At 53.7% G+C, this 229-nt stretch carries 1 rRNA gene; it reads right to left on the bottom strand.

Features of this window, described 5'->3' with window-relative positions:
• Window positions 1–229: ribosomal RNA gene (locus HBA26_RS22770) — 23S ribosomal RNA — on the bottom strand; the annotation flags it as partial.

Raw genomic sequence — 229 nt, 5'->3', positions numbered from 1 at the left:
CGAAGGTGCTCCCACTGCTTGTACGTACACGGTTTCAGGTTCTTTTTCACTCCCCTCGCCGGGGTTCTTTTCGCCTTTCCCTCACGGTACTGGTTCACTATCGGTCAGTCAGGAGTATTTAGCCTTGGAGGATGGTCCCCCCATATTCAGACAGGATACCACGTGTCCCGCCCTACTCTTCGAGTTCACAACCTGTGCATTTTCGTGTACGGGACTGTCACCCTGTACC

The organism is Enterobacter sp. 725m/11 (assembly GCF_011683705.1).
Classification (GTDB): domain Bacteria; phylum Pseudomonadota; class Gammaproteobacteria; order Enterobacterales; family Enterobacteriaceae; genus Enterobacter; species Enterobacter bugandensis.
Note: the sequence above shows the minus strand (reverse complement) of the source record. Positions and strands in the feature narration are given on the sequence as shown.